We start from the raw sequence: 25,897 nt of genomic DNA, 5'->3' as shown, positions 1-25,897 counted from the left end.
ATGGAGACGATTTTTGATATGGAAACGGTGGCGCTCGACGATGAGGACAGCGCCCTTTTGATTATTGACCAGACCCAGTTGCCGGGACGGCGGGAAATCCTGCGACTGAAAGACCAGAAAAGCATCTGGGACGCAATTTATTTGCTGCAGGTGCGCGGTGCGCCCGCAATTGGCGTTTCCGCGGCCTTTGGTATTTACCTTGCGGCAAAGGAAATTGAGGAAACCGATTTTGATGCGTTTTATGCGAAGTTTGAGGCGGCGAGGGATTATTTGGATTCTGCCCGGCCGACAGCGGTGAATCTTTCCTGGGCGCTGAAGCGGATGGATGGTGTGGTTCGCGCCAATAGGGAAAAGCCCGTTGCGGAAATTAAAAAACTGCTGCTGCATGAGGCCAATGAAATTAAGGCGGAGGATATCCGCGTGTGCAAGGCAATCGGCGAAAACGGCCTTGCGTTGCTGAAGCCGGGCATGGGACTTTTGACTCATTGCAATGCGGGGCAGCTTGCCACTTCAAGGTATGGCACGGCCACGGCGCCCATGTACCTCGGACAGGAGCGGGGATATGGCTTCCACGTATTCTGCGATGAAACGCGTCCGTTGCTGCAGGGAGCACGGCTTACGGCGTTTGAGCTTACGGAGGCGGGGATCGATACGACGCTGATTTGTGACAATATGGCGCCTTCCGTTATGAAACAGGGATGGGTTGACGCCGTGTTTGTTGGCTGCGACCGCGTTGCGGCAAACGGCGATGCGGCGAATAAGATCGGCACGTCTTATGTGGCGCTTGCGGCGAAACAATTCCGGATTCCGTTTTACGTATGCGCCCCGACATCGACGATCGATATGGATTGCAAATCGGGCGGGGATATCCACATCGAACTGCGGCCTGCGGAGGAAGTTACGGAAATGTGGTATGAAAAACGCATGGCACCCGAAGGCGTGAAGGTGTATAATCCAAGCTTTGACGTAACGGATGCGGAATTCATTACGGCGATCATTACGGAGCATGGAGTAGCCTATCCGCCGTACGACATTTCCCTGAAGGAGATTTTTGATAAAAAGCAAAGGGCGGGAAAATAATGATGGCATATCTGTCTGTGCGCGATGCAAAAGAGCAAATACTCGATATTGGAAGGCGGATGTATCAAAAGGGTTTTGTTGCCGCCAATGACGGGAACATCAGCTGCAAAATCGCAAAGGATGTGATCCTTGCCACCCCGACAGGGGTATCCAAGGGATTTATGGATGCGGATATGCTGGTGGAAATGACGCTTGACGGGGAAATATTGAAGCAGGGGGCTTATGCGCCGTCCACGGAAGTGAAGATGCATATTCGCGCCTACCGGGAAAATCCGGAAATTATGGCGGTAACGCATGCGCATCCTCCGGCAGCGACGGCATTCGCCATCGCGGGCCTTCCGCTTGACCGCCCGCTGCTTACGGAACCGATCGTGCTGCTTGGGAGCGTTCCGGTAGCCAGGTATGCGACACCCGGCACGCAGGAGGTGCCGGATTCAATCGCGCCTTTCTGCACAACCCATAATGCAGTACTGCTATCAAACCACGGCGCGCTTACATGGGGGAAGGACCTTCTGCAGGCGTTTTATCGCCTGGAGTCCGTGGAATATTATGCCATGATTACGATGTATACCGAGAATATCCTGGGAAAGGCGAATTACCTGAGCGAAAAGCAGATCGAGCCGCTGCTTGAGACGCGCGGGAACATGGGGAACCGCTGCGGCGGGGAACCGTTGTGCGGTGCGAAGGAGACGAACAATGTTGACTTTATGCCGCAGTCGGGGACCGTAAAGGAATGCCCGACCGCCCTTGATGCGTTGGTTGAACGTATTGCGCAGCGCGTTGCGGAAAAACTGAAATAGCAAAATGGGCCGGAGTAAGAAGGCCCAAAACGGTATAGAAATAATGAAAATGCAAAAACCAGCCTGACTTTCCGAAAAAAGCCAGGCTGGTTTTTGCAATAACCGCCGATTTACATTTCTTTAAAATCAATTTCCATGAAATCCGTTACTTCGGTATTCCAGCGTTCTTCTACAAATTTGCAATGGTCGGGATGGTTGTTGTAGCTTTCGTAGTCCTCAGGCTTCATAAAATCGAACGAAAAGCCGTAGGTATAGTTGTTTTTAGGGCTGATTTCCCAGCATTGCATCACGTTTCTGGCAAAAGGGATTCCCGCGAACACCTTCTTTGCCGTTTCAATAAAGTCTTTGGCACGAGGATCGTCCTTGTCATACTTGAGATTAAATACCACCATGTGTCTGATTGCTGCTTCCATTTTTTGTATCTCCTCCTTATTTTGTGAGATTGTCGATGAGATTCACCGCGCTCTCCTTTAGTTTGACAAGTTGATATTCCGCTTCCTGCTTATCCATCGATGAAGTGGAAAGATATGATTTCAATTTAGGCTCAGTACCGGAAGGCCGGATAATAAACCGTCCGCCGTCGAGCTCAAAATAGAGTACATTCGATTGCTCCATATCGAGGGGCTCCGCCTTTCCTGTGCGCATATCGATCCGCTCCTGCTTTAAATAATCCCGGACCGCGAGCACCGGAAAATCGCCGATTTTTTCAGGATATGCTTCGCGGAGCGTGCGGACCGCGTTTTGTATTTTTTCGATGCCTTCCTTGCCATACAGTGTTTTGGAAACCACCAGTTCCTCAAACCAGCCATACTTTTCATACATATCGGTAAGGACTTCGTACAGCGTACGCCCAAGGGAATTATACCAGCACGCGGCCTCCGCAACCATCATGGCAGCCTGCACCGCATCCTTGTCACGTACAAACGCGCCCTGTAAATATCCGTAGCTTTCCTCGAAACCAAAGACAAATTTGCCCTTGCCCGTACGCTCGGAAAGCTTGATTTGTTCCGCAATGAATTTAAAACCCGTAAATACGCTACGCAATTCCACACCGTAATGCTGCGCGATTACGTCAACCATATCGCTGGTGACAATCGATTTTACGACGAATTCGCCGCCGGCAAAATTTTTCTGCTTTTGCGACAGCACATAGTCCATCAGCAGGCATCCGATCTGGTTGCCCGTCAGGATTACAAATTCGTGTTCGCTGTTGCGGATGGCGACGCCAAGACGGTCGCTGTCCGGGTCGGTGGCAAGGATCAGGTTTGCATTCTTTTGGTTTGCGAGCTCCATAGCGAGGTCAAAGCTTTGCCGTTCCTCCGGATTGGGGGCCTTTACGGTCGGGAAAGCCGGATCAGGATGCTCCTGCTGCGGAACGACGTGCAGCCGCTTGATCCCGAGGTCCTTTAAAACACGCCGCACCGGGACGTTACCCGTGCCGTGAAGGGGCGTATATACAATATTCAGTTTATCCGCTTCCTGTTTCATAATTTCAGGATGAATGCACAGGGCTTCCACCTTCCCAAAATAAATTTCGTCCAGGTCCTTTCCGATATAGGTCAGCAGGCCCTTGCGTTCCGCCTCGTCGAGCGGCATGGATTTAATGTGGAACATATCGCCGATCCGGGAAATATAGTCGGTGATACGGTCGGAATCCGCGACAGGGCATTGACCGCCGTCCTCGCCGTAAACCTTATACCCATTGTATTCGGGCGGATTGTGGCTTGCGGTGATGACGACGCCTGCCGTCGTTTTCAGCTCGAGGATGGTGAAAGAAAGCTGGGGGACGCTGTGCGGCGTATCATACATAAATACGTTGATGCCGTTCGCGCAGAGTACGCCCGCCGTTTCGCGTGCAAAAAGGTCGCTGTATTTGCGTGTGTCATAAGCGACAGCGACGCCGGAAACCGGGTCGCCGTGCGCGAGGATATTGTTTGCAAGCGCCTGGGTCGCACGTTTTACCGTAAATACATTCATGCGGTTGGTTCCCATACCGATAATACCGCGCATTCCTGCGGTGCCGAATTCCATTTCCTTGTAAAAGGAATCCTGCAATGTTTCTTCATCCTTTGCGGCGAGCTCAAGTTCCGCTTCATATTCCGTACCCGTGAGGGCGTCTTTCCAGACCCTGTAAGTTTCCTGATAAGTCATGAGAGTGCCTCCTGTTAATTTATGCGCCCGCTGTAAGAGGACGCCTGTTTTTCCAATAATTTGTAAAGCCTACGGCGCTTAAAATCCCAATGCTTCGTTCACCAACAGGACATGGATTTCTTTTCCGTTGGGGGGATACTGGATGCGTACCGTTACCTTGCACATGCGTTCATGGAGCTCACAGTCCCGGCACACGCCTTCCGTTGCGCATGGGGTAGGGAGCCCGAGGCGCTTTGCGTTCATGGGGCAGGCAACCTTTTTAATCCGCGCGATTGCGTCGTGCGGCCCTTTGCTGATTTTATTCACACCGCACAGGACAATTACCTTGTCCGGCCCGAAGAACATCGCCGCCACCCGGTTGCCGTTGCCGTCGATATTGATGAGGTCTCCTTCGAGCGTGAGGGCATTGGTTGACGTAAGGTATACGTCCGCGCCCATGGCGCTGCGCCATACCGCCATATTATCGGGGTTTTCCTTTTTGCGTTCGAGCGTTTGGGAATAAACGGTTTTCCCGGTGGCGACGACCTCGTCAAAAAGTCCCGATTCCTTAACGGTCTGGCTGCCGCCGATGCCTATGGAACCTGCATCCGCAATCAGCTCCATCACACGTTTTTTTGCGGAAGCTACATCCTCAAAAAATTCGGCATGGAATCTTTTCCTGTTCAGCAGGTCGATCAGTTCCTGATATTCATTCATAGGAATCCCCCTCCTTTTTATACAAAACACAGAAGATAAACTTCATTAACTATTATTATATACCACAACCGTGCAGCGGGCTACCGATTATTTTATTGATTTTTGGATGGGGTTTGCGTATCATAAGAAAAGAGAATCAATATTAGGAGAACACATGAAAAACGAGTATCAGAAAAATATACGGAATTTTTGCATTATAGCCCATATAGACCACGGGAAATCAACGCTGGCGGATCGCCTGATTGAAATGACGGGCACGGTCGCGCAGCGCGATATCAAGGAACAGCTTCTCGATACGATGGACCTCGAGCGGGAGCGCGGGATCACCATCAAATCACAGGCGGTCCGCATGATTTACGAGCGCGGGGGAACCGCGTATGAGCTGAACTTGATCGATACGCCCGGGCATGTAGATTTCACATACGAAGTATCGCGGTCGCTCGCCGCATGCGAGGGGGCTGTGCTTGTGGTGGACGCAAGCCAGGGGATCGAGGCGCAGACGCTTGCAAACGTATATCTGGCGATGGACAACGACCTTGAGATTATTCCGGTGATTAACAAGGTTGACCTGCCGAGCGCACGCCCGGATGAAATTGCCAAAGAAATCGAGGACGTCCTCGGGCTGGATGCTTCCGATGCGCCGCGCATCAGCGCGAAAAGCGGGGAAAACGTAGGACAGGTGCTTGACGCGATTGTGGACAAGCTTCCCGCGCCGTCGGGAGATGAGGATAAGCCGTTAAAGGCGCTGGTGTTCGATTCGTATTACGATAACTATAAAGGCGCGATCAGCTATGTGCGGCTGATTGACGGATGCGTAAAGGAAGGCACAAAGATCAGGTTCATGGCATCCGGAAAGGTGTTTGACACCACCGAGGTCGGCGCGTTTGCGCCAGAGCTTGTGCCGACGAAGGAGCTTAAGGCCGGCGACGTCGGCTATATTGCGGCGAGCATCAAGAACGTCGCGGATACGCGCGTGGGCGATACGGTCACGGATGACGCGAATCCTGCAAAGGAGGCGCTGCCGGGCTACAAAAAAATAACGCCCATGGTGTACTGCGGTATCTATCCGGCGGACGGGGCGAAATATGACGATCTGCGGGACGCGCTTGAGAAACTGCAGTTAAACGATGCGTCCCTGCTATATGATCCGGAAGTTTCCGTTGCGCTTGGCTTTGGTTTCCGCTGCGGGTTCCTTGGACTTTTGCATATGGAAATTATCCAGGAACGGCTGGAACGGGAATTCGACCTTGACCTCGTGACGACCGCCCCCAGCGTTTCTTACCGCGTGCGCATGATGAGCGGAGAAGAAATCGAAATCGATAATCCGACAAACCTTCCCGACCCGTCGATGATTGAATATATGGAAGAGCCGATCGCGCAGGTGAGCGTGATGACTCCCGATACTTACGTGGGCGCGGTCATGGAGCTTTGCCAGGAAAAACGGGGCGTCTTTAAAAACATGGAATATATCGAAGCGACGCGCGTACTGCTTCATTACGAAATACCGCTGAATGAGATTATCTATGATTTTTTTGACAACCTGAAATCAAGGACGCGCGGCTATGCGTCGATGGACTATGAAGTGAAGGGCTATGCCAAGAGCGACCTTGTGAAGCTGGATATTTTGCTCAATGGGGAAATGTGCGATGCGCTTTCGATTATTGTGCACCGTGACCGCGCCTATGGCCGCGGACGTTCCATTGCGGAAAAACTCAAGGAAGTCATTCCGCGCCAGATGTTTGAAATCCCGATACAGGCGGCGATCGGCGGGAAGATTATTGCGCGCGAAACGGTGAAGGCGCTGCGCAAGGATGTTTTGGCAAAATGCTACGGCGGCGACATCAGCCGCAAAAAGAAGCTGCTTGAGAAGCAAAAAGAGGGCAAGAAGCGCATGCGCCAGGTAGGCAGCGTAGAGGTGCCTTCCGAAGCGTTTATGAGCGTGCTTAAGATGGACAAATAAGGAGGCGTTTTACCGGGAACGGGTAATCATGGATCGAAAGCTGCATACCGGCCTTGAAAAATGATCGAGGCGCCTGTTGTGATTAATCGGTAAAGCCGGTGCCAAAATTATTCAATTCATTATTACTTATTATCCGAATCATTATGCTTGGTATCTATCTGCATATTCCTTTTTGTATAAAAAAATGTAATTACTGCGATTTTGTATCCATGGAGCGTGAAGAGCCTATGGATGCATATTTTCATGCGCTTGGGACCGAGATTAAAATGACGGGACGGATGTATGAAAGGAAAGTCGACTCTGTTTTTTTCGGCGGCGGCACGCCTTCTTTTCCGCCCGCACAATATATAACAGGCGCAATGGACGCGCTGCGCCGGGCATTTGACGTGCAGGAGGATGCGGAGATTACACTCGAGGCCAACCCGTGTTCGCTGGACGCACAGAAACTGCGGGAATACCGCGCAGCGGGAATTAACCGTCTGAGTATCGGATTGCAGGCGGCCCAGGACCGTTTGCTTGCCATGCTTGGAAGGCAGCATACGAGAGGGCAGTTCGAGCGCGCCTATGGCCTTGCAAGGGAGGCTGGATTTTCAAATATCAATATTGACGTGATTTATGCTTTGCCCGGTCAGGAAACCACGGAATGGGAGGACACGCTCTGTTTTGCCACGGAAAAGGAACCGGAGCATGTCTCGGCCTATGCGCTTAAAATTGAACCGGGAACACCCCTTTTCCGGGCCGTGGAATTGGGGGAAGCCGTCCCGGCAGATGAGGATACGGACCTTGCGATGTATCATATGGCCCAGGACGTTCTGGAAGGGAAGGACTTTACCAATTACGAGGTCTCAAACTTTGCAAAAGAGGGATTTGAATGCAGGCATAACCTGAAGTACTGGAATGTACGCGATTATCTCGGCCTTGGGGCGGCGGCGCATTCCTGTATGGATCATATGCGTTTTTCCAACACGGAGGATGTGGAGGAGTATATTTCCAATATGAAAGCCGGAAAGCTGCGTTATGCTTCGTCGGAGCTGGTGTCGGAAAAGGATCGCAAGCTGGAATATATCATGCTCAAACTGCGGCTGAAAAACGGCTTTTCCTTTTTTGATTATAAAAGCAGGTTTAATGAAATTTTCCCGGAAGCTTTTTCCCGTGAGATGGGCAGGGTGGTTTCGCTTGGCCTGGCAGAGACGGACGGGCGCGGACTTTATCCTACGAAGCGCGGATTCGACCTTCAAAATCAACTTGTTTCCCTATTGATTCAAAATTTGTAATTTGCCCAAAAATGGATGATCGCTAAAATGACAAAATTTGGCATTTGTTCATAAAATATTCATCTTGGGCGTCTATTATTTTAACAAACCGTATTGACAACCACCCGGCGCGGTGGTATCTTTATATCAAGGAATTAGCACTCAACAATGATGAGTGCTAACAAATCGGTTTTAAACCGGTTTTTTGTGCATATATAAAAGAAGAAAGATGAGCTTAAGTTGGAACCCTTTGCAAAAGCCCGGTGCTGCAGGGGTGAAGAAAGCGGGTTTCACAGAGAGATAAAAATATTCCAGCGAAAGGAGGGCGTGCGGCATGGAGCTGTCGGACAGGAAATTGAAAATTTTGAAAGCAATCATTGACGATTATATCGATACCGGAGTCCCGGTGGGGTCCCGTACGCTTTCCAAGAAGCCGGACCTCGATTACAGCCCGGCGACGATCCGCAATGAAATGGCGGACCTTGAAGAAATGGGGCTGCTTGAACAGCCGCACACTTCGGCGGGAAGAACGCCGAGCGATAAAGCATACCGCCTGTATGTGGACAGGCTGATGCACATCGACCGTATTACGAAGGATGAAGCGATGTTTATTCGCAATTACTTCGATACGCGCGTCGATGAAATTGGAGAGGTGCTGACTTCGGCGGCCAAGGCGCTGTCGGACGCCACGAAGCATATTTCCATGGTGACGGCGCCGAACCTCGATAGTGTGAAGCTGAAACGCATCCAGATCGTCAAAATTACCGATACAAAGGCGCTTCTGGTTTTTGTAACGGATAATGGGCTGGTGCAGGATAAAATGATTAACGTGCCGCTCGCAATGGATACCCACCAGCTTGAAATCCTTTCCAATATGCTGACGGACCAGGTGCAGAACGCTTCGCTGAAGGAAGCGGAGGGGATCATCGAACATTCCTGCATGGACAGCCTGAAGGAACAGAAGATGATTATGAGCGAGATTCTTGACGCAATTAACCTGAACCGTGAAAAAAAGGAGCTTGTATTCGGCGGGGCGCAGAATATTTTCAATTATCCGGAATATAAGGATATCAGCAAAGCGCAGCATTTTTTACAGCTTCTTGAGACGAAGGACGTGCTTTACAAGGTAATGTCTGCGGCGACCGACCTTGAGTTTTCAATCAAGATCGGAAAGGAAAACCCTTATGATGATTTCAAGGATATGAGCATCGTAACGGCGACCTACAAAATCGGCGGAGAAAAAATCGGATCGTTTGGCGTAATTGGGCCGACACGCATGGATTATGCGCGCGTGCTTTCGGTGTTGAATTACGTTGGAATGAGTTTGAGCGACATTCTTTCATGTTTGCTGCAAACGGAGAATAAAAAATAAGGCAGGTAAGAAAATTGGCGGACGAACAGGAGAAGCAGCAGGCAGGGCAGGAGCAGCCTGCGGAAGATGTAAAAGAACAGATGGCGGAAGAAAAGGCGGAGGAAACAAAGCCGGAAGAAAAAGAAGAGAAAAAGACAGCCAAGCATAAGGCGGCCGCGAAAAAGGACAAGGCTCAGGAAAAGCTGAAAGTCCTGGAAGCGGAGAAGGAAGAGTATTTAACCGCGCTGCAAAGGGAACGGGCGGATTTTGAAAATTATAAAAAGCGCAATGCGACCCTCGCCGCGTCCTCCTTCCAGAACGGTGTGGCAGATACCGTAATGGTAATCCTGCCTATACTGGATAACTTTGAGCGCGCGCTTGCCGCGGAATGCGAAGACAAGGCCTTCCTTGAAGGAATGACCATGATTATGCGGCAGCTGCAGGATGCGCTCAAAAACCTGGGCGTAGAAGAAATTAAAGCGGAAGGGCAATTTGACCCGGAGCTGCACAACGCGGTTATGCAGGCGGAAGAAGAAGGCTTTGAGACAAACCAGATTGTAGAAGTGCTGCAAAAAGGATATAGCCTGAACGGGAAGGTGCTGCGGCACTCGATGGTAAAGGTTGCAAAATGACAATAGGGCAAAACGCCTTATCATAAAAAAAGATAATCGAAAACAATTTACAGGAGGTTTTCATAAATGGGTAAAGTAATCGGAATTGACCTTGGAACAACAAATTCCTGCGTGGCAGTTATGGAGGGCGGTGAAGCCGTCGTAATTCCAAACGCAGAAGGGGCACGGACAACACCGTCCGTCGTGGCGTTCTCCAACAACGGTGAGAGATTGGTTGGACAGGTGGCAAAGCGCCAGGCGGTTACCAATCCGGATCATACCGTTATGTCGATCAAGCGCGATATGGGCACGGACCGGAAAATAAATATCGACGGAAAAACGTATTCGCCGCAGGAGATTTCCGCAATGATCCTGCAAAAGTTGAAATCGGACGCTGAGGCTTATCTTGGCGAGACGGTTACGCAGGCGGTTATTACGGTGCCGGCGTATTTCTCCGATTCACAGCGGCAGGCGACAAAGGATGCGGGTAAAATTGCAGGACTCGAGGTGCTGCGGATTGTGAACGAGCCTACGGCGGCGGCGCTTGCATACGGGCTTGAAAAGGATAACAACCAGAAGGTTCTGGTTTATGACCTCGGCGGCGGCACGTTTGATGTATCCCTGCTGGAGATTGGCGACGGAGTAATCGAGGTGCTCGCTACGAGCGGAAACAACCGCCTCGGCGGCGACGACTTTGACGACAAGGTTGTCGGCTGGATGGTTGACGAATTCAAGAAAAGCAACGGCATTGACCTTTCCGGGGACAAGATTGCGATGCAGCGCCTGAAAGAGGCGGCGGAGAAAGCCAAAATCGAGCTTTCCGGCGTTATGCAGACGAATATCAACCTGCCGTTTATTACGGCGGATGCGACAGGGCCGAAGCATCTTGACCTTAACCTTACGCGCGCGAAGTTCGACGAGCTTACGGCAGACCTCGTTGCCGCGACGGAAGGACCGACTTCAAATGCAATCAAGGATGCGGGCATCAGCAGCTCGGCTATCGATAAAATTTTGCTGGTAGGCGGTTCCTCGCGCATCCCGGCCGTGCAGGATATGGTAAAGAGGATTACGGGCAAAGAGCCCTTTAAGGGCATCAACCCGGACGAGTGCGTGGCAATGGGCGCGGCAATCCAGGCCGGCGTTCTCGGCGGCGAAGTGAAGGATGTATTGCTTCTTGACGTAACGCCGCTGTCCCTCGGTATTGAGACGATGGGCGGCATTTGCACAAAGCTTATTGACAGGAATACGACGATCCCGGCGAAAAAGAGCCAGGTTTTCTCTACCGCTGCGGATGGGCAGACGAGTGTGGAAATCCATGTGCTGCAGGGTGAGCGGGAAATGGCGGCGGCGAACAAAACGCTGGGGCGGTTTACACTGACCGGCATTGCCCCGGCCCCAAGAGGCGTACCGCAGATCGAGGTTACCTTTGATATCGACGCGAACGGTATCGTGAACGTATCCGCGAAGGATATGGGAACGGGTAAGGAGCAGAAAATTACGATTACAGCTTCCACCAACCTTTCGGACGACGAGATCGACAAGGCAGTGAAGGATGCGGAAAAATTTGCGGCTGAGGATGAAAAACGCAAGGAAGAAGTAGAAGCGCGCAATAATGCGGATTCCCTGATCTACCAGACGGAAAAAACCTTGAAAGACCTTGGAGATAAGGTGCCGAAGGAAGACCAGAAAAAGATCGAGGATGAGTTGGCGGCCACCAAGGAGGCGCTCAAGACCAACAACCCGGATACGATTAAATCCGCAACGGAGAAATTGCAGAAGGTTTCCTTTGATACGTTCGGCAAGATTTACCAGCAGGCGGGCGGAGACCCGAATGCAGCGGCGGGCGGCGCACAGGGCGGCGCGGGCTTCGACCCGAATTATGATCCGAACGGCGGCGCAAAGAAGGACGACAATGTGGTAGATGCGGATTACGAGGTTGTGGACGACGACAAGAAGGATGACAAGAAGGACAAATAAGGGAAAAAGATGTAAAAAAGGATAAATCCCCTCCAAAAGCCAGAGTGCCTCACTTTGGCTTTTGGGGATTTTCAAGATTTTGATGGAAGAGGTAGCGTAAATTTTGGCTAAGGATTATTACGAGACGCTTGGCGTCGGAAGAGACGCAAGCGCGGACGAAATCAAAAGTGCATACAGGAAGCTTGCCAAGCAATACCATCCCGATATGAACAAAGGGGATGAAGGTGCGGCGCAAAAGTTCAAGGAAGTAAACGAAGCGTATCAGGTATTGAGCGACGACCAGAAACGGCAGCAATATGATACGTTTGGAACCGCGGACGGTTCGGCCGGTTTTGGCGGGCAAGGCGGTTTCGGGGGCTTTGAAGGGTTCGGGGGCTTTGGCGATATTTTTGATAATATTTTTGGCGGAGGCATGCGCAGCCGCCCGGCAAACGGCCCCCAGCGCGGAAGCGACATCCGGGTAAATATGCGGCTTTCCTTTGAAGAGGCGGCGCAGGGCGTGAAACACGATATCAGTGTTACGCGGCTCGAGGCGTGTGACGAATGCGGCGGAACGGGAGCGGCCAAAGGAACGGAACGCCGGACCTGTCCTACGTGTAATGGTACGGGACAGGAACGCGTCCAGCAGCAGACAATGTTCGGCAGCTTTGTCAATGTACAGCCCTGCCGTACGTGCGGCGGGGAAGGAACCATTGTAGATACGCCGTGCGAAAAATGCAAGGGCAGGGGCACGGTGCAGCAGCAGCGTACGATTTCCGTAAATATTCCGGCTGGAATTGACAACGGGCAGGTCCTGACAATGCGCGGCGAAGGCAATGCGGGCAAGCGCGGCGGCCCGGCGGGGGATTTACAGATTGTCATTTCCGTAAAACCGCATAAGCTGTTCGAGCGGCTGGGGAATGACCTTTACCTTGATATGGACATCACCATGATGCAGGCGGCGCTGGGCGACGAGGTTGAGGTTCCTACGCTAGACGGAAAGGTGCGCTATAAGATAGAGCCCGGCACCCAGCCGGGAACCGTTTTCCGTTTGAAGAATAAGGGAATTAAGCACCTCAATTCCAGCCGCATGGGGGATTTATATGTACGTGCAAATGTACAGATTCCCAAAAAGCTGAACGAGCGCCAGAAAAAGATTTTGCGTGATTTTGAAGACAAAATACGGTCAAAGGACAAGGAGACCGTCTTTTCCAAACCAAACGACGCGTTCTGATGGATTTTAAAGAAGAGCAGCTTCCTGCTCTTTTTTGTTGCAAAGGGAAATAGTTTGCGAGTATAATAAAGAGACAGTTATATGCGAGGTACGTAAAATGGATTGGCTGAAAATCGGGATACGAACACAAAAGGAAGCGGAAGAAATTTTTTCCGCCCTGCTTATGGAAGCGGGCGCGAAAGGGGTTTCCATCGAAGGGGATAATGAAGCCTGCGCCAAAGGCGGCCTCCCCTGGGATTATTTGGATGAAGAGGTTTTGGAAAAGGTTCCTTTTTGCGTTGCGGCGTTTTTTCCCTGTGATGGAAGCGAGCAGGGAATTTTAGCTGATGTCAAGGAACGTGTACGGCATGTGAAGGGGATGCGTCTCGATGTTCCGTTGGGGAGCCTTGAAATCATTACACAGACCGTGCGCGAGGAAGACTGGGAAAATGCGTGGAAGGCGTATTTCAAGCCGGTTAAAATTTCGGATTTTGTCGTAATCAAGCCAACGTGGGAGGAATATTCCGCCGCGCCGGAGGAAGTTGTGATTGAAATCGATCCGGGCATGGCGTTTGGGACGGGGAATCATGAAACGACACGGATGTGCGTACGGTTCCTGGAAGAATATATTGAACCGGGAATGACGGTAATTGACGCGGGATGCGGAAGCGGAATCCTTTCCATTGCCGCTGCAAAATTCGGCGCGAAAAGGGTATATGCGCTTGACCTTGACCCTGTTGCAGTGGAGGTAACCGGGAATAATGCGGGACGAAACGGCTGCGCAGATGCAATTGAGGTCAGGAAATCCGATCTTCTTGCGGAGGTTCCGGAAAATACGCAGGCGGATATCGTGGTTGCCAATATTATTGCGGACGTAGTAATTGCGCTCAATGGCGTGGCGCAGGGATATATGAAACGGAACGGCATGTATATCTGCTCGGGCATCATCGACTCCAGGCTGGATGATGTGCGCAGGTCGCTTGAAGAACAGAAATTCAAGGTGATCCAAATTCTGGAAGACGGAGAATGGCGGGCAATCGCGTGCAAATATAGAGGATGAGACGGTTTTATTGGCCGGATATTTCCGGGGAGCATATTAACATTACGGGGCAGGAAGCAAAGCATATTTCCCGCGTACTGCGAATGCAGGAGGGAGATATGCTTATTCTGTTTGACGGGAGCGGCACGGACTATTTTTGCGCGGTTACGGAAATCAGCGCGGAGGGTGTTTGCGTGCGCGTCGTGGAGAAAAAAATATCCGATAAGGAGCTTCCCGTCAGGATCACGCTTTACCAGGCGGTTATTAAAAGCGACCATCTCGACTATGCCGTACAAAAATGTACGGAGGCGGGGGTGCGGGCTTTTGTGCCGTTTTTAAGTGAACGGTGTGTAAAACGGCCGGATGCGAAATCGGCGGAAAAGCTTGTCGAGCGCGCGCGCCGGATTGCGATGGAAGCGGCAAAACAGTGCGGCCGGTCTTATATTCCGGGCGTTGGAGAGGTTATGACGCTTCAAGAAGCGGCGGAAGGCCTGCAAAGCAAAAGCGGGCTTAAACTCGTCGCCTACGAAAGCGAAAAGCATAAGACGATCAAGGAAGCGCTTAAAGGGGGAGAACAGGAAATCTTTCTTTTTGTCGGTCCGGAGGGCGGTTTTACGGAAGAGGAAGTCCATATGCTTAGGGAGGCGGGCGCGGAAGCCTGTTCCCTTGGCAAATTGATTTTCCGGTCGGAAACGGCGGGGCTTGCCGCCGCCGCGATGATCGGGTACGAATACATGGGGAAATAGCATGAAGGCTGCGGCATATACGCTCGGTTGTAAAGTGAATCAATATGATACGAACGCCATGATGGAGCTTCTTGAGGCGGACGGATTTGAACGTGTCGAGTTCCACGAAGAGGCGGACGTTTACCTGATTAATACTTGCACGGTAACGAATACGGCGGATAAAAAATCGCGGAATATGATCCGGCGCCTGCACAAAAACCATCCGGAATCTGTTATTTGCGTGTGCGGATGCCTTGCCCAGCGCGACGGGAAAGGCATTTTGGAAATTGAAGGCGTCAGCGCGGTCGTCGGAACGGAAGAACGGAATAAAATTGTGCATATTGTCAGGGAATGCCTTGCCGGGGAAAAAATTGACGGGGTATGCAAAATCGGGTCCGGCTTTGAGGCCCTGTCGGTCTCCAGCCCGGGCGAACTTACGCGCGGATATATCAAGATACAGGAAGGGTGCAATAATTTTTGCAGCTATTGCATTATTCCCTATGTACGCGGACGGGTGCGCTCGCGCGGTGCAGACAGTATTTTATCGGAAGCGGAAGCGCTTGCGGTGCGCGGCGTGCAGGAAATTGTGCTTACGGGAATTCACATTTCCTCTTACGGGCAGGACAGCGGCGAAAACCTCCTTTGCATGCTGCGCGGGCTGGATGGCATAGAGGGGCTTCGGCGCATCCGCCTCGGCTCTCTCGAACCGCATATCCTTACGAAAGATTTCCTGCGCGAATTAAGGCTGCTCCGTAAAATATGCCCGCATTTCCATGTGTCGCTCCAGAGCGGCAGCGATACCGTTTTAAGAAGAATGAACCGAAAGTATACTTCCGCACAATTTGCGGAGTATATTGCCAATATTCGCGAATTTTACGAAGAACCGGCGGTTACGACGGATATCATCACAGGCTTTCCGGGAGAAACGGAAAGCGAATTTGCGGAAACGTCTGCGTTTGTAAAAGCGCAGGGATTTTCGCGTATCCATGTATTTCCTTATTCCGAACGGGAAGGAACGCCGGCGGCAAAAATGGACGGCAGTATCCCCGTGGCCGTTCGCCGGGAACGTGCAAACCGGCTGATCGGGGCAGGAAAAGGGTTTGAACGGGATTATGCGGCGCAGTTCGTAAAGACGGAACAGGCTGTCCTGTTTGAACAGGAAGCAGGGGACGGGCTTGCGGAGGGCTATACCGACCGTTACCTGCGCGTGCATGCACGCGGCGTGCCGGGACGAATGGAAAATGTTTTGTTGCGGGAATACAAAGATGGTATACTGTATGGAGAAATTATCAGCAAAGGAGAGTGCGAATAATGGAAGATTGCCTGTTTTGTAAAATTATTTCAGGGGATATCCCGTCGAACAAGGTGTATGAAGACGAGTTAGTGTATGCGTTTACCGACATCGATCCCCAGGCGCCGGTACACATATTGATTATTCCCAAGAAGCATATAGAAAGTATCCTGAAGGTGCAGGACGGGGATTTCCAATATGTGGATGCCATGGTAAAAGCGGCGCAAAAGATTGCTGCGGAAAAAGGGATTGCGCAGGATGGCTTCCGTATTGTGTTCAATACGGGCGAAAACGGCGGCCAGACGGTACATCACCTGCATCTGCATCTTCTTGGGGGACGGTATATGGAATGGCCTCCCGGCTGATGGCACACGGCGCGGCAACCTGCGGAGTTTCGGAATATACGCCGATGATATGGGAATTAGTTATTGACAGAGTGCCGCGGTTTTACTATAATACAGGAGTATGAAATAGCTCCCAGTTCCTGTCTTGGATGGGAACAGAGTACGGGAGGAGGGGAGATTAATGTCTGAGATACGCGTAGGCGAAAACGAAACACTGGAAAGTGCTCTGAGAAGATTCAAGCGCAAATGTGCAAGAGCGGGGGTTCTGGCTGAAATCCGGAAACGTGAGCATTATGAAAAACCCAGCGTAAAAAGAAAGAAAAAAGCAGAAGCGGCAAGAAAAAGGAAACACTAAGCTTTCAGCGTTTCTGTCATTGAAAAAACAAAGCAGCAGGCCACCCGTATGATGCGGGCGGCCTGTTTTTTCGATCGGAAATAGGTGTGGGCTTTTTCAGGAAAATGTGATACTATGCATATGTGGATATGAAAGCAGGAGGAATTTTTTAACTTGGCAGAAACACAGATCGATATTTCGTTTGACAGCATGGAGCAAATGGCCGGTGTATTCGGCAATTTTGATGAAAATATCAATATTATTTCCGCGGAGACCGATACGGCCATCCGCGCAACCGAAAATGGAATCTGTATTACGGGGGAGGCGAATAAAGCACAGACTGCCGCCGACGTGATCGAGGTTCTGAAAAAGATGTATGGAAAAAATGAAAATATTAACCAGGATTCCGTGAATTATGCCCTCGATCTGGTTCGCGACGGACACCAGAACCTTGTGAATGAAATGATGTCGGACGTTGTGGCCATCACCGCCAAGGGAAAGCAGATCAAGTGCAAATCCTATGGGCAGAAGGAATATATACAGGCCATCAAAGACAATACGGTGGTTGTCTGCATCGGCCCGGCCGGCACGGGGAAGACGTACCTTGCAATGGCGATGGCGGTGGTTGCGCTTAAAAATAAGCAGGTTTCCCGCATTATCCTGACGCGCCCCGCTGTGGAAGCAGGGGAAAATCTGGGATTCCTTCCGGGGGATTTGCAAAACAAGGTTGATCCATACCTGCGTCCTTTGTATGATGCGCTTTATGATTTCATGGGGGCGGACGCGTATGCCCGCCTGTCCGAGAAGGGCGTGATCGAGGTTGCGCCGCTTGCCTATATGCGCGGCCGGACGCTGAACGATGCGTTCATCATACTGGACGAAGCCCAGAATTGTACGATGGAGCAGATGAAAATGTTCCTGACACGCTTTGGAGAAAACGCAAAGGTTGTTGTGACAGGAGATATTACACAGATCGATTTACCGAAGGAACGGGCGTCGGGACTGAAAAAGGTGGTCGAAATCCTGAAGAACATCAAAAATATTGCAATCGTCCATTTGGACCAGAAGGACGTTGTGCGGCATCCCCTGGTCAGGAATATTATTAAAGCGTTTGAGAAATATGAAAACAGGCGAAAAAATACGATCGTTTGACGTATATGAGGATTGACTATGGTTGTTAAGGAAACGTTCCGCAAGAAAGCGATGATGAACCTTCTGATGGCGGTTGGTTCGCTTGGAATTTGCGTTGCGATAGCGCTTTTTTCGCTGATGCCGCAAACCTACGATATTACGAGCGGAGAGATTTCGGATATTACGATTACAGCGCCGACCGATGTGACCGATGAAGTGGCGACACAGCGCATCATTGAAGAGGAACAGGCAAAAATCGGCCCGGTCTATAATACGGACGCCAATACGACACAGCAAATTGTTAAAAAGATTTCCGAGGATTTCACCGCCTTTGAGAAAGCGCGTGGAGCGGCGGAAGATATTTATAACGCGGACCAGAAAAAAAAGCAGCAGGAAACGGATCAGAAAATCACGGAGGCCGAGCAGGCAAACGCGGCGAATCCGACCCAGCCCGTTCCTGTCCCGACGGCGTATGCCGTTGTGCCGTTCGACGCGAAAAAAACGGAATGGGAAACGCTTCTTACGGAAGACAATGTGAACACCTTGAAAGACCTTGTGCCGGAATATATCACGACAGCGCAGCTTTACCATATTGTCGGCATGACGCCCGCCCAGCTTACGGATATGAAGGATTCCATCACAAACCATGTGCAGGATGTCCTTTATACAGGCGTGCGGGCCGACGATATCGATTCGGCCAAAACGAACGTAATCGGCGCGGTTACGGAGCAGGGAGATATGACGGCGGAGGATAAGGAGCTTGTTTCGTCCGTCGTTACAAACGACCTGTACCCGAATATGGTTTTTGACGAAAAAGCGACCCAGCAGAAACGCGACGAAGTTGCGGCGCTGGTTACCCCTGTTGAATATAAGAAGGGACAGAATATTGTCCGCAAGGGCGAGCTTGTTACGGACGACCAGTATGAGGTCCTGAAAAGCATGGGGATGCTTACATCTGAATCGACGTCAATCAAACCGTACGCGGCGGTGACGATTTATATTGTATTAATGTTTGTGATGTACGCTGTATTTCTTGCCGTATTTAACCGCAAACTGCTGCTTGACACGAAAAAGATAGCGATTCTCGCAATTCTTACCGCAGCGGCCTATGGGATCACTTCGGTTTCGCAGCTGGTGGCAATCCACTTGCTGCCGGTGTTCCTGTTCGTAATATTAGGCGCCGTTTTGCTTTCGCCCAAAAATGCGATTGTGTACAGCGTATTCCTGTCGCTGCTGCTGATGAGCGTAACGACAGGAGGGCAAAACCTGTTCAGCACAACATCGCTGATGCTTCTCCTGATTATGCTGACGGGGGGCTTCTTTGCGGTTTATATCCTGAAGGATATGCGCTACCGCTCGCGGCTTGTGCTGGCGGGGCTTGTGGCGGCAATTCCGGGAGTGGTTATTTCCCTGCTTGTCTGGATGCTGCAGGTGCCGTTGCTTTCCGACCAGACCCATAATGTACAGCAAATGCTTTCGGCAATGGCAATGGTGGCAGGCAGCGGCGTGCTGTGCGGCATCGTAAGCATCGGCGTGCTCCCGCTGATCGAAAATGCGTTTAACCTGACAACGCCGACCAAATTGCTCGAACTTTCCGATCCGACGCATCCTTTGACAAAACGGCTGATGATCGAAGCGCCGGGCACGTATCACCACAGCATCCTTGTCGCCAACCTTGCGGAGGCGGGATGCAATGCGGTGGGAGGCTTTTCGCTGCTGGCGCGGGTCGGCGCTTATTTTCACGATATTGGCAAGGTAGAGCACCCGCTGTATTTCAAGGAGAACCAGCGGAATAATGTTAATATGCATGATACCCTTCTGCCCAAACAAAGCGCGGAAATTATCCGCCATCATGTGCCCGCGGGCGTGGAGTTGCTGCGAAAATATAAGATGCCGCGTGAAATTATTGAAATTGTCCGCAACCACCATGGGAGCGGCACGGTTGGATATTTCTATGCGGAGGCGCTGGAAAAAGACCCGCATGTGAAAAAAGAGGATTTCCAGTATGAGGGCCGTCCGCCGGAGACAAAGGAACAGGCGATTGTAATGCTTGCCGACGTTGTGGAAGCGGCGGTACGCAGCCTCGATAATCCGTCGCGCGAGGAAATTTCGGCCATGGTCCATAAATTAATCAAGGCGCGCTACGACGAAGGGCAGCTTGATAATGCGCCGCTTAACAGGCGGGATTTGAAGCAGATTGCCGAAGCGTTCATTAATATTTTTGACGGAGTATATCACCAGCGGATTAAATATCCGGAAATCAAGATACATGGAGCGGAAGATGACGATAACGTTCTCTGACGAGCAGGACAAAATTGAAGTGACAGAGGAAATCAAGGCTGCGGTCGGCGCGGCTCTGGACGCTGCACAGGCGGGGCTGGACGTTCCCGCGTGCCTGAACCTGCTGTTTACGGATAATGAAGGAATTCGGGAGCTAAACCGCGAATTCCGCGACATGGACCGGGCGACGGATGTTTTGTCTTTCCCGGCGTACGAACTTTCCGCGCTTCTGGCAGAATGCCTCGATGAAGTGGATGCGGAATATGTGGAAGGGAAGCTTTTCCTTGGGGATATTGCTATTTCGATGGAGCGCGCACAGGAGCAGGCAGTGGAATATGGACATAGCCTCGTGCGGGAAACGGCGTTCCTGGCACTTCATGGAACGCTTCATTTGATGGGCTATGACCATATGACGCCGGAAGAAGAAGAAATCATGACAAAAAAGCAGGAAGCACTCCTGCAGGCTGTAAATATTGGCAGGGAAATGGATGGAATCTAACGAAAACGGAAAAAAATACAGGCCGAAGAAATCGTTGATGAACAGCTTTAATCATGCCATCAACGGTTTTTTGCAGTCCTTTAAAATGGAACGCAATATGAAAATCCATGTTGCGCTCGCGGTTGTTGTGACAATTGCCGCACTCCTCACCCAAGTTACGCGGTTCGAGATGATTGCGCTTGTGCTGGTGATTGCGTTCGTTTTCTTTGCGGAGCTTTTCAATACGGCGATTGAAGCGGCGGTGGATATTGCTTCCAAGGGTGAGTATAACGAGCTTGCACGCATTGCGAAGGACGTTGCGGCAGGGGGAGTCTTTGTCGCGGCCATGAGCGCGCTTGTTGTGGGATACCTCGTTTTTTTCCGCAAGCTGTACACGATTTCTTATGCGTCGGTAAGCTATATTAATAACCTGCCCGCTTATATTACATTTGCGGCCCTGATGCTTGTGTTTGTGGCGGTCATTGTTATGAAGTCCCGCTTTATGAAGAAGGGCGGGAATTATATCCAGGGCGGCATGCCGAGCGGACATACCGCATTTGCGTTTGCGCTTTTTACTGCGATTGCGTTTGTATCGGCCGATCCGGTCGCTTCGACATTTGCGGCGGTGCTTGCGCTGATTGTCGCGGAAAGCCGCATGGAAACGAAAGTACATACCTTTGCAGAAGTGCTGGTAGGAGCGCTTATGGGCGTAGTGATTACGGTGCTTGTGTTTGAGGTTGGAGAAATGATTATTCGTTAAGGAGAATGGAATGGAATTCAAATCCGGCTTTATTGCGCTTACGGGCAGCCCGAACGTGGGAAAGTCTACGCTGATTAATGCGCTCGTGGGCACGAAGATTGCCATTGTATCGAAAAAACCGCAGACCACGCGCAACCGTATTACAGGCGTGCTCACCCGGAAAGATTACCAAATGATTTTCATGGATACGCCCGGCCTGCAAACCCCGAGAAATAAGCTTGGTGAATTTATGCTGAAAACAGCGGAACAGACTGCGCGGGATGTGGACGCCGTTTTGTTTATAGCGGACGCCAAGGTGGGGGTGCGTGAAAAGGACGAAGAAATTCTGGCGCGTCTTGCGGCAGGAGAAACGCCGTTGGTGATTGCGCTCAATAAAATTGATGCGGTAGACGGTGAACGGATTACGGAACAGGAAGAAATCCTGAAAAAATACGGCAAAGAAATTTTCCGGATTTCCGCGGCCGAAAAGCTGGGCCTTGCGGAGCTTGTGGAGCATATGAAACAGTACCTTGTGGAGGGCCCGATGTATTACCCGGCCGACATGGTTACGGATCAGCCGGAGCAGGTGATTGCGGCGGAGCTTATCCGGGAAAAGGCGCTGAAGAGCATTGGCAAGGAAATTCCGCATGGAATCGGCGTGGTGGTGGAGAAGCTCGAGCGGGAAACGGACCGGGAGCTTACCAATATCGACGCGGTAATCTATTGTGAGAAGGACTCCCACAAAGGAATTATTATCGGCGCGGGGGGCAGGATGCTTAAAAAGATCGCCTCAGCGGCGCGTGAGGATATGCAAATGCTGTTCGGCGGGAAAGTATTTTTGCAGGTGTGGGTAAAGGTGAAGCCGGACTGGCGGAACAAGCTCGGGGTCTTGCGGACGCTGGGATATGACGAGCGCCAGTAAGCGGAAACAGGCTGTGCTGAAAAAGTGAAAGGAACGCTGTGGAAAAGCATTATTGTATTGTATTGCGTACGGCAGACTATAAGGATTATGATAAAATATTGACGCTTTTTTCGCGCTCGGACGGGCGGATTGACGCCCAGGCGCGCGGCGCGCGGCGGTTGAAAAGCGATATTGCCACGGCGGCGCAGCTTCTTTCGTGCGGGGAATACGAGTTTTATAAAAAAGGGGATAAGCTTTTCCTCACCACCGCGCTGATTAAGCAAGAGTTTTACCATGTACAGAACGACTTCGACAAATTTGCCGCCGCCTGCGTAATGCTGGAACTTTCCGACAAGCTGCTGCAGAATACGGACGATTACGAGGATTTGTTTCTGGCGCTTATTTATGCGCTTTTTGCGATGGAGCAGGGAACGCTTTCCCATACGCAGGCGCTGGCGTATTTTTTTGCGCGAATCGTGGAACGTATGGGTATTTTCCCGGCAATCGGGACGTGCGCGGTATGCGGAAACGAAACGGGCGGGGACCCGGCAGCCTTTTCCATGGAGGAGGGAGGCGAAATATGCGGGGAATGCGCGCCGCATGTGGCGACTGTTTCCGTACCCAGGTCCGCACTTTTGAGCCTTGTAAAAATGGGGGGAGCACGGCCGCAGGATATTGTTCAGTCTGCCGCCGGGGAACAGGAAGCCGGAAGCGTGATTGACCTTATGAGCCGGTATTTGGAAAACATGATGGAAGTGCACCTGAAAACAATGAAATGTTTCCGCGAAAAATCTTTGTGAAAGTGTAATCTTTTGTTGTTTTCTTACATTTGTTCATGTATAATAGACGTGGCTTTTCATGATACGAACAATACGCAAACAAATAAAAATTTTTAAATAAATATAAATTCAGGAGGAGTTTTAGATGGCAAAAAAGTATGTATACCTTTTCAAAGAAGGTGACGCTTCCATGAGAAACCTTCTTGGGGGCAAAGGCGCAAACCTGGCAGAGATGACCAACCTTGGTTTGCCGGTTCCCCAGGGCTTTACGGTTTCTACGGAAGCTTGCACGAAGTACTATGAAGACGGCAAAAAGATCGCCGACGAAGTAGTGGAGCAGATTTATGATGCAATGGCGAAGACGGAAGAGATTGCCGGCAAGAAGTTCGGCGACCAGGAAAATCCGTTCCTCGTATCCGTACGCAGCGGCGCCCGCGCTTCCATGCCGGGTATGATGGACACGATCCTGAACCTCGGCCTCAATGACATTGCGGTTGAGGGTATGGCGAAGAAGTCCGGCAATCCGCGTTGGGCGTATGACAGCTACAGGAGATTCATCCAGATGTTCTCCGACGTTGTTATGTGCATCGACAAAGAAAAATTTGAAGAACAGCTCCAGGCTGCCAAAGACGCAAAAGGCGTCAAGATGGACACGGAACTGGATGCGGATGATCTGAAAAACCTCGTCAAGAAATACAAAGAAATCTATAAGCAGGAAATGGGCAAGGAATTCCCGCAGGATGCAAAGGAACAGCTGCTTGAATCCGTAACGGCTGTGTTCCGTTCGTGGGACAACCCGAGGGCAATCGTATATCGCCGCATGAATGATATCCCGGCAAGCTGGGGTACGGCGGTTAACGTACAGGCAATGGTATTCGGAAATATGGGTGACGATTGCGGCACCGGCGTTGCTTTCACGAGAAACCCCTCCACAGGCGAAAAGAAGCTCTATGGCGAATACCTGATGAACGCACAGGGTGAAGACGTTGTTGCGGGCATCCGGACGCCTCAGCCGATTTCCCATCTGGGCGACCAGATGCCGGAGGTATATGAGCAGTTTGCGAATATTGCTCAATCCCTTGAAGATCATTACAAAGACATGCAGGATATGGAGTTCACCATCGAAGGCGGAAAACTTTACATGCTGCAAACGAGAAACGGAAAGCGGACGGCTCCGGCTGCCCTCAAAATTGCCGTTGACCTTGTAAAAGAAGGAAAGCTGACGGAAGAAGAGGCGATTCTTAAGGTAGAGCCGAAGCAGCTTGATTCACTCCTCCATCCGATGTTTAATGCAGACGCGCTGAAAAAAGCAAAACCGATCGCGAAGGGGCTTCCGGCTTCCCCGGGTGCTGCCTGCGGTAAGCTGTATTTCACGGCTGACGATGCGACGGCTGCTGCCGCAAAGGGTGATAAGGTCGTTCTTGCGCGGCAGGAAACTTCTCCTGAAGATATCGAAGGTATGTATGCCTCCGAGGGCATCCTCACGGCGCGCGGCGGCATGACGTCCCACGCGGCGGTTGTTGCCCGCGGCATGGGTACGTGCTGCGTAGCGGGCTGCGGCGAACTGAGAATCGACGAGTGCGCAAAGACGATGACCACGGAAGACGGTAAGGTTTATAAGGAAGGCGACTGGATTTCCCTCGACGGTTCCACGGGTAACGTGTACGGCGAAGCAATCGAGACGCAGGAAGCCCAGGTGACGGGCGATTTCGCTACGGTTATGGGCTGGGCGGATTCCATCCGCAGACTGAAAGTCCGCACGAATGCCGATACGCCGCACGATGCGGAGCAGGCGATGGAATTTGGCGCGGAAGGTATTGGCCTATGCCGTACGGAGCATATGTTCTTTGCGGAAGACAGGATTGCCGCTATGCGCGAGATGATCGTTTCAAAAACGGTTGAGCAGAGGGAAAAAGCTTTGGCTAAGCTCCTGCCGATGCAGAAGGAAGACTTCAAGGGCATTTATAAGGCAATGAAGGGCAACCCGGTTACGATCCGTTTCCTCGATCCGCCGCTGCATGAGTTCCTTCCTACGGACCCTGAGGATATCGCGAACCTGGCGAAGGAAATGTCGCTCGATGTTGATGAGCTGACGGGAATTATTGAAGGGCTGCACGAATTCAACCCGATGCTTGGCCACCGCGGCGTTCGTCTTGCGGTTACGTTCCCGGAAATCGCTGTGATGCAGACGAGGGCGGTTATGGAAGCCGCGATCGAAGTAACGGAAGAAACGGAATATAATATCGTTCCTGAAATCATGATCCCGCTCGTCGGCGACCTGAAGGAACTGAAATACGTAAAAGATTTCGTTGTTGAGACAGCGGAGAAAGTTATGCAGGAAAAGGGCAAGAAGATCGAGTACAAGGTTGGTACGATGATCGAAGTGCCGAGAGCCGCCGTTATGGCTGACGAGATCGCGAAGGAAGCGGAATTCTTCTCCTTCGGTACGAACGACCTCACGCAGATGACGTTCGGTTTCAGCCGCGACGATGCCGGCAAGTTCCTCGATGACTATTACACGAAGAAAATCTACGAATCCGATCCGTTTGCGAAGCTGGATCAGGATGGCGTCGGCAAACTCGTGAAGATGGCCGTAGAGCTTGGCCGTAAGACCCGCCCCGATATCAAGCTCGGAATTTGCGGCGAACACGGCGGCGATCCGTCCACTGTTGAGTTCTGCGACAGCCTGGGTCTCAATTATGTATCCTGCTCGCCGTTCCGCGTGCCGATTGCACGTCTTGCGGCAGCACATGCGGTTGTTAAATCAAAATAAGCTGTTATACGA

The 25,897-nt window shown here is 51.3% G+C and carries 23 protein-coding genes; 20 read left to right on the top strand and 3 right to left on the bottom strand.

Features of this window, described 5'->3' with window-relative positions:
* A complete protein-coding gene (mtnA, locus tag BBD38_RS12675) occupies positions 1-1,080 on the top strand; it encodes an S-methyl-5-thioribose-1-phosphate isomerase (protein ID WP_066688815.1) in 1,080 nt (359 codons plus the stop codon).
* Complete coding sequence (locus BBD38_RS12670; RefSeq protein WP_066688814.1) at positions 1,080-1,880, top strand: class II aldolase/adducin family protein; 801 nt, start codon at positions 1,080-1,082, stop codon at positions 1,878-1,880. The genes mtnA and BBD38_RS12670 overlap by 1 nt, the downstream gene beginning before the upstream one ends.
* 110 nt (positions 1,881-1,990) lie before the next feature.
* Here BBD38_RS12670 and BBD38_RS12665 read toward each other — a convergent pair whose 3' ends face one another.
* From BBD38_RS12665 to BBD38_RS12655, 3 genes are all read right to left on the bottom strand, one after another.
* The gene (locus BBD38_RS12665; RefSeq protein WP_066688812.1) at positions 1,991-2,293 is read right to left on the bottom strand and encodes a Dabb family protein; all 303 of its coding nucleotides are present in this window, start codon (positions 2,291-2,293) and stop codon (positions 1,991-1,993) included.
* A gap of 16 nt (positions 2,294-2,309) precedes the next feature.
* Entirely contained in the window at positions 2,310-4,031 is a 1,722-nt protein-coding gene (locus BBD38_RS12660; RefSeq protein ID WP_066688810.1) for a phospho-sugar mutase, read from the bottom strand.
* A 78-nt stretch (positions 4,032-4,109) separates the two neighbouring features.
* Positions 4,110-4,727 carry a lactate utilization protein gene (locus BBD38_RS12655; RefSeq protein WP_066688808.1) on the bottom strand — a complete coding sequence of 206 codons (618 nt, stop codon included), beginning with the start codon at positions 4,725-4,727 and terminating at the stop codon, positions 4,110-4,112.
* Positions 4,728-4,881: 154 nt separating this feature from the next.
* Here BBD38_RS12655 and lepA point away from each other — a divergent pair, with 154 nt between their 5' ends.
* From lepA to ppdK, 18 genes are all read left to right on the top strand, one after another.
* Positions 4,882-6,687, top strand: a complete 1,806-nt coding sequence (gene lepA, locus BBD38_RS12650; RefSeq protein ID WP_066688806.1) for a translation elongation factor 4 — start codon at positions 4,882-4,884, stop codon at positions 6,685-6,687.
* Positions 6,688-6,830: 143 nt separating this feature from the next.
* Positions 6,831-7,961: a radical SAM family heme chaperone HemW gene (gene hemW, locus BBD38_RS12645; protein ID WP_066688803.1), complete on the top strand. Its 1,131-nt coding sequence runs from the start codon at positions 6,831-6,833 to the stop codon at positions 7,959-7,961.
* Positions 7,962-8,274: 313 nt separating this feature from the next.
* A complete protein-coding gene (gene hrcA, locus BBD38_RS12640) occupies positions 8,275-9,312 on the top strand; it encodes a heat-inducible transcriptional repressor HrcA (RefSeq protein WP_066688801.1) in 1,038 nt (345 codons plus the stop codon).
* 14 nt (positions 9,313-9,326) lie between these two features.
* The gene (grpE, locus tag BBD38_RS12635) at positions 9,327-9,923 is read left to right on the top strand and encodes a nucleotide exchange factor GrpE (protein ID WP_066688800.1); all 597 of its coding nucleotides are present in this window, start codon (positions 9,327-9,329) and stop codon (positions 9,921-9,923) included.
* A 66-nt stretch (positions 9,924-9,989) separates the two neighbouring features.
* Positions 9,990-11,879 carry a molecular chaperone DnaK gene (dnaK, locus tag BBD38_RS12630; RefSeq protein WP_066688798.1) on the top strand — a complete coding sequence of 630 codons (1,890 nt, stop codon included), beginning with the start codon at positions 9,990-9,992 and terminating at the stop codon, positions 11,877-11,879.
* A 103-nt stretch (positions 11,880-11,982) separates the two neighbouring features.
* On the top strand, positions 11,983-13,092 hold the full coding sequence (dnaJ, locus tag BBD38_RS12625; protein WP_147568169.1) for a molecular chaperone DnaJ: 1,110 nt from the start codon (positions 11,983-11,985) through the stop codon (positions 13,090-13,092).
* 97 nt (positions 13,093-13,189) lie between these two features.
* Positions 13,190-14,131 carry a 50S ribosomal protein L11 methyltransferase gene (gene prmA / locus BBD38_RS12620; protein WP_066688795.1) on the top strand — a complete coding sequence of 314 codons (942 nt, stop codon included), beginning with the start codon at positions 13,190-13,192 and terminating at the stop codon, positions 14,129-14,131.
* Entirely contained in the window at positions 14,128-14,856 is a 729-nt protein-coding gene (locus BBD38_RS12615) for a 16S rRNA (uracil(1498)-N(3))-methyltransferase (RefSeq protein ID WP_066688794.1), read from the top strand. The genes prmA and BBD38_RS12615 overlap by 4 nt, the downstream gene beginning before the upstream one ends.
* Before the next feature lies 1 nt (position 14,857).
* Positions 14,858-16,147, top strand: coding sequence for a tRNA (N(6)-L-threonylcarbamoyladenosine(37)-C(2))-methylthiotransferase MtaB (gene mtaB, locus BBD38_RS12610; protein ID WP_066688790.1), 1,290 nt, complete (start codon positions 14,858-14,860; stop codon positions 16,145-16,147).
* A complete protein-coding gene (locus tag BBD38_RS12605) occupies positions 16,147-16,491 on the top strand; it encodes a histidine triad nucleotide-binding protein (RefSeq protein WP_066688788.1) in 345 nt (114 codons plus the stop codon). Before mtaB ends, BBD38_RS12605 begins: the two co-directional genes overlap by 1 nt.
* 160 nt (positions 16,492-16,651) lie before the next feature.
* Positions 16,652-16,825 (top strand): 30S ribosomal protein S21, encoded by a 174-nt coding sequence (rpsU, locus tag BBD38_RS12600; protein ID WP_046444557.1) that lies wholly within the window; start codon positions 16,652-16,654, stop codon positions 16,823-16,825.
* Positions 16,826-17,014: 189 nt separating this feature from the next.
* Complete coding sequence (locus tag BBD38_RS12595) at positions 17,015-17,956, top strand: PhoH family protein (protein ID WP_066688888.1); 942 nt, start codon at positions 17,015-17,017, stop codon at positions 17,954-17,956.
* An 18-nt stretch (positions 17,957-17,974) separates the two neighbouring features.
* A complete protein-coding gene (locus BBD38_RS12590; protein ID WP_066688786.1) occupies positions 17,975-20,236 on the top strand; it encodes an HD family phosphohydrolase in 2,262 nt (753 codons plus the stop codon).
* Positions 20,217-20,714, top strand: a complete 498-nt coding sequence (gene ybeY, locus BBD38_RS12585; RefSeq protein ID WP_066688887.1) for an rRNA maturation RNase YbeY — start codon at positions 20,217-20,219, stop codon at positions 20,712-20,714. The genes BBD38_RS12590 and ybeY overlap by 20 nt, the downstream gene beginning before the upstream one ends.
* A complete protein-coding gene (locus BBD38_RS12580; protein ID WP_066688784.1) occupies positions 20,704-21,453 on the top strand; it encodes a diacylglycerol kinase in 750 nt (249 codons plus the stop codon). Before ybeY ends, BBD38_RS12580 begins: the two co-directional genes overlap by 11 nt.
* A gap of 10 nt (positions 21,454-21,463) precedes the next feature.
* Complete coding sequence (gene era, locus BBD38_RS12575; protein WP_066688782.1) at positions 21,464-22,354, top strand: GTPase Era; 891 nt, start codon at positions 21,464-21,466, stop codon at positions 22,352-22,354.
* A 38-nt stretch (positions 22,355-22,392) separates the two neighbouring features.
* Positions 22,393-23,133, top strand: a complete 741-nt coding sequence (gene recO, locus BBD38_RS12570; RefSeq protein WP_066688781.1) for a DNA repair protein RecO — start codon at positions 22,393-22,395, stop codon at positions 23,131-23,133.
* A 124-nt stretch (positions 23,134-23,257) separates the two neighbouring features.
* The gene (ppdK, locus tag BBD38_RS12565; protein WP_066688780.1) at positions 23,258-25,885 is read left to right on the top strand and encodes a pyruvate, phosphate dikinase; all 2,628 of its coding nucleotides are present in this window, start codon (positions 23,258-23,260) and stop codon (positions 25,883-25,885) included.
* Positions 25,886-25,897: the final 12 nt, after the last annotated feature.

The sequence above is a fragment of the Christensenella intestinihominis genome (assembly GCF_001678845.1).
Taxonomy (GTDB): domain Bacteria; phylum Bacillota; class Clostridia; order Christensenellales; family Christensenellaceae; genus Christensenella; species Christensenella intestinihominis.
Note: the sequence above shows the minus strand (reverse complement) of the source record. Positions and strands in the feature narration are given on the sequence as shown.